The sequence below is a fragment of the Alphaproteobacteria bacterium genome (assembly GCA_030740435.1).
GTDB lineage: Bacteria > Pseudomonadota > Alphaproteobacteria > UBA2966 > UBA2966.
Genome location: JASLXG010000061.1, coordinates 1 through 4,571 on the forward strand (window position 1 = coordinate 1; position 4,571 = coordinate 4,571).

At 66.1% G+C, this 4,571-nt stretch carries 5 protein-coding genes; 2 read left to right on the forward strand and 3 right to left on the reverse strand.

Annotation, left to right across the window (positions count from 1 at the left end):
* A partial coding sequence (locus tag QGG75_07120) for a transposase (GenBank protein ID MDP6067009.1) occupies positions 1 to 405 on the reverse strand: 405 nt, incomplete at its 3' end.
* Positions 406 to 513: 108 nt separating this feature from the next.
* Here QGG75_07120 and QGG75_07125 point away from each other — a divergent pair.
* A complete protein-coding gene (locus QGG75_07125; protein MDP6067010.1) occupies positions 514 to 789 on the forward strand; it encodes a hypothetical protein in 276 nt (91 codons plus the stop codon).
* A 250-nt stretch (positions 790 to 1,039) separates the two neighbouring features.
* On the opposite strand, the gene QGG75_07130 is transcribed toward QGG75_07125, so the two are convergent.
* Both QGG75_07130 and amrS read right to left on the reverse strand, forming a co-directional pair.
* On the reverse strand, positions 1,040 to 1,546 hold the full coding sequence (locus tag QGG75_07130) for a hypothetical protein (GenBank protein ID MDP6067011.1): 507 nt from the start codon (positions 1,544 to 1,546) through the stop codon (positions 1,040 to 1,042).
* 14 nt (positions 1,547 to 1,560) lie between these two features.
* Complete coding sequence (amrS, locus tag QGG75_07135) at positions 1,561 to 2,676, reverse strand: AmmeMemoRadiSam system radical SAM enzyme (GenBank protein MDP6067012.1); 1,116 nt, start codon at positions 2,674 to 2,676, stop codon at positions 1,561 to 1,563.
* A gap of 115 nt (positions 2,677 to 2,791) precedes the next feature.
* Here amrS and amrB point away from each other — a divergent pair, with 115 nt between their 5' ends.
* On the forward strand, positions 2,792 to 4,195 hold the full coding sequence (gene amrB, locus QGG75_07140; GenBank protein ID MDP6067013.1) for an AmmeMemoRadiSam system protein B: 1,404 nt from the start codon (positions 2,792 to 2,794) through the stop codon (positions 4,193 to 4,195).
* Positions 4,196 to 4,571: the final 376 nt, after the last annotated feature.

Here is a 4,571-nt window from a genome sequence, read left to right on the forward strand (position 1 = left end):
CAGAAGACTCTTGATTCGGTTGACATGCGCCGTGCGTTCCTTGACCAGCCGCTCGCGCTCGCGCATCAACCGCCGGGCGTCCTCCTGGGCCGGGCTCGGCACCCGCACCACGCGTACCACCCGAGGCTCGCCGCGCAGATAGGCCATCAGCGTCCGGATCATGCTCTCGTTGTCGATGCGGTCCGTCTTGACCCGACGGCCGCGGCGCTCGACGGCAATGCTGGCCGGGTCGAAGACATGGTTCTTAACCCCCGCCGCAACCAGCACCCGGTGCAGCCAGAAGCCGTCGTAGCCGGCTTCGTAGCAGCTCACCACCTCGGGCTTCACGCCAAGGGCTCGCGTTACCCGCGCTCGTGCCTGTTCGATCAGCGCCAGCAGCTTGTCGCAGTCAAGCGAAGCGGTCATTTCAGTTTGTTATCGACCTGCTTTAAGGGGCACCTTTGTGTTGTTTCAAGTGTCCACGGGTTTGCGGGCAAAACAGCAGTATGAGACGCCAAAAGGAAGGCAGACGTTGTGGCGGATCAGGAACAACTCTACGTTGCGGTGAAGACTCGTTGCGGTGATATCGGCCCTGATATTGAAGGACCGGTCTCCTGGGCGCAGCGCAGACTCGCCCGAGACCATAATGACATTCACCCCGGTCCTAACATCAATGCTTTCACCGACGTCAATTACAGACCCGACCTCTGTCATCTTTCAGACGCTGGCATAGAGAGAGTTTCGGACATCTGGGCCAAGATGCTCGTTGGCAACGATGCCATCCAATCCAACCCAGCCAGCCAACGATGAAGGTGGGGAAGGCGTTGGCTGATTTCTGCCATGGCTCAACCGCGTCGTTTCGGCCTCGCTGCCGGCATGCTCGCTCTATCCTCGGCAGCAGACTCCGACCGAATGAAAGCCGCCGGCACAGGAAAGCCACACGTCACGACGCGGGGCCAAAAGCCGGCGCGGAGAGGTGAGCACGGCGAACGTTGTGATGTGCCGCCCGGAATGGCGCCTTGCTGGGGCCCCCGACGGCGAAAGTGGTATGCCCCCCGCCTCAGCTCTCGAAATAGGCCGCGATGCGGGCGAAATAGGGGCCGGGGTTCGAGGCATCGACGGCAGCGTCGCCGTCGACGCGGCCGTCGGCGGCGCCCAGCAGGCCGGGGTCCGAGCCCAGCACCGCCGCCAGGTGGCGCTCGCCTTCCTGGGCATTGCGGCCGCGGCCAAAGAGCCGTGCCACCTCGAGCAGGATGGGCTGGCGCAATGGCAGCGAGAATTCGACCCGGTGGTGGCGCGAGATGGCCTTGCCCATCTCGAAGAGGTAGCCGATGTAGTAGCGGCTGTAGATCTCCACACCGCCCCTCAGTTTGTTCCCATCGAGGTTCTGGCGCAGGATCTCGATGGTGCGTTCGATCTTCCAGGCGGCATCATCGCTGGCCTGGCGGCGCTGACGAGGCGTGATCAGGCTGCCGGGCCGGACGCCGGCCCGGCTGACGCTGCGCAAGGCGATCACGGCGAAGCCGATGAGCAAGGCAAAGAAGAGAAATCCGCCGAACTCGTCCATGGTGTCCTCGGCGCTCAGCGCCGAGCGCCTTGGCGCCCTGCGCCCAGCCGCACCGGCCGGCGCTGGCGGCCCCAGCTGCCGGCCGGGCCGTCGAAGCGCCCGGCGCAAGCTGTGCCGCAGTTCAGGCAATTCCCCTGATCGTCGAGCCGCCAGGCGCCGAGCTGGTACCAGTCGCGGCCGATCAGCAGCTCGCCGCAGGCGTGGCAATAGCTGCTGGCGGCGCGCTGGTCGTGGACGTTGCCGACGAAGACGTGATGGAGGCCGTTCGCGAGCGCGATCTGGCGGGCCCGCAGCAGACTTTCGTGGGGCGTCCGTGGCAACTCGGTCATGCGATAGTCGGGGTGGAAGGCACTGAAATGGAGCGGCACGTCCGGTCCCAGGTGCTCGGCCAACCAGGCGCTCATGGCATCGATCTCGGCCGGACTGTCGTTCGCGCCCGGAATCAACAAAGTCGTGATCTCGAACCAGACCTCGGTCTCGCGCTTGAGATAGGCCAGGGTCTCGAGAATGGGCGCCAGCGCGCCGGAACAAAGCCGGCGGTAGAAATCCTCGCTGAAGGCCTTGAGATCGACGTTGGCGGCGTCCATGTGGGCGAAGAATTCGGCCCTGGGCTCAGCGCAGATGTAGCCCGCCGTCACCGCCACCGTCTTGACCCCCACGGCATGGCAGGCCCGGGCCACGTCGACGGCGTATTCGAGGAAGATGATGGGATCGTTGTAGGTAAAGGCCACCGACTTGCAGCCCAGCTCCAGCGCCGCCCGGGCCAGCAGCTCGGGCCCCGCCGCATCGGCCAGGGTGTCCATCTGGCGCGACTTGCTCATGTCCCAGTTCTGGCAGAACTTGCAGGTCAGATTGCAGCCGGCGGTGCCGAACGAGAGGATCGGCGTGCCGGGATAGAAATGATTGAGCGGCTTCTTCTCGATGGGATCGACGCAAAAGCCCGACGAGCGGCCGTAAGTGGTCAGCACCATCTCGCCGTCCCGGTTGCCGCGCACGAAGCAAAGCCCGCGCTGGCCCGGGCGGATGGCGCAGTAGCGTGGGCAGAGCTCGCATCTGATCCGGCCGTCTTCGAGGCGGCTCCAGTAGCGCCCCGGGGCGCCTTCGAGGATCTCGCCGGCAGTGTCCGTCATGAGATATTTGCCACCCTGCTTGCCCACACCGTCGGCCATCCCTAGACTTTCAACATTCCATACTACTTGATATGGGACGGATTGGAGCTTTGTTGAGCGCGCCGGGGAGCCTGCCATGAGTTCCAGCGACAGAACCGCCACAATTCGGCAGCCAGCCGTTTCGGGCCAGTTCTACCCGGCCAGCGCGGCCGCGCTGGCCGGCGCCGTCGAGGGCTACCTGGGCGCCGCCCGGGCGGCCCGCGCCGAGGCGCCCGACGGTTCCTGGCCCAAGGCGGTGATCGCGCCCCACGCCGGGTTCGTCTATTCCGGCCCCATTGCCGCTAGCGCTTACGACCGCCTGCTGCCGGCGCGGGGCTCGGTCGAGCGCGTGGTGCTGCTGGGCCCCTCGCACCGGGTCGGCTTTCGCGGCCTGGCGGCGCCCAGTGTGGCGGCTTTCGAGACGCCGCTGGGCAACGTCGCCATCGACCGCGACGCCATCGCCGCCATCGCGGCGCTGCCCCAAGTCCACGAAATCGACCAGGCCCACGCCCAGGAACACAGCCTGGAAGTGCAACTGCCCTTCCTGCAGAAGGTGCTGGGCGATTTCAAGCTGGTGCCGCTGGTGGTCGGCGAAGCCGGGCCCGGCGAGGTGGCCGGGGTGCTGGAGGCGCTGTGGGGCGGGCCCGAGACGCTGATCGTGGTGAGCACGGATCTCAGCCACTACCTCGATTATGAGAGCGCCCAACGCCTCGACAAAGCGACCGCCGAGGCCATCGAGCGCCTCGACGTCGACGGCATTGCCGAGGAAGGCGCCTGCGGCCGCCGCCCCGTTCGCGGCCTCTTGGCCCTGGCCCGCGCCAAGGGCCTGGTCTGCCGCGCCATCGACGTGCGTAATTCCGGCGACACGGCGGGCTCGCGCGACCGCGTCGTGGGTTATGGTTCTTTCGTCCTGGAAGAACGCCAGGCGGCGGCGCTGGACGAAGAAAAACAGCGGGCGCTGGGCGCCATCGCCCGGGCCGCCATCCGCCAGGGGCTGGAACAGGGCAAGCAGGCCAACCTCGCGCTCGACGGCGTGGCGCCCGATCTCATGCGGCCCGGCGCCGCCTTCGTCACGCTCAAGCACGAGGGCCGCCTCAGGGGCTGCATCGGCTCGCTGGCGGCGCACCAGGCGCTGGCCTTGGACGTGGCCAAGAACGCCCACGCCTCGGCCTTCAAAGACCGCCGCTTCAATCCCTTGACGGCAGCCGAATTCGCCGGGATCGAGATCGCCATCTCGATCCTCAGCCCGCCCCAGGAGATGAGCTTTTCTTCCGAAGCCGACCTTGTCGCCCAGATCCGGCCCGGCCTCGACGGCATGATCCTGGCCGACCAGGGCAAACGCGGCACCTTCCTGCCCACCGTCTGGGAGAGCTATCCGGAAGCCGCCACGTTCTTCCAGCACCTCAAGCGGAAAGCCGGCCTCAAGCCCGACCACTGGTCCGACACCGTCAAGGTCTGGCGCTACACGACCGAATCCTTCGAGGTGGCGGACGAGAGTTAGGTTTCCGCCACTCCATTTCTCAGCCTGCGGAGGTGGCGGCGGCCTGAAGACTAACCGCAGAGACACAGAGGCACAGAGATTCTCCGGGAGAACAACCGGAATCCATCTCTGTGCCTCTGTGCCTTCTGTAATCGGTTGGTTGATGTCAAGCTCCGAACGCCCTTTGTTTCCGTCTCCGCGGTGATGCCTGCAGGGGCTCCGTTCTTCTGTCCGCAGTCGGCGCCCAGGCTTCCTTCCGGAAGCCCTTCTTGTGGGGCCGCTGCATGATGGTGCCAGAAAGAGGCGCGCCAATCTCTGTGACGCAGTCGGTACGGAACCGCTGGCATGGCACTAAACGGCGTCGCCTCCACCTTGCGTCCCCTGCGGGACATCTTCC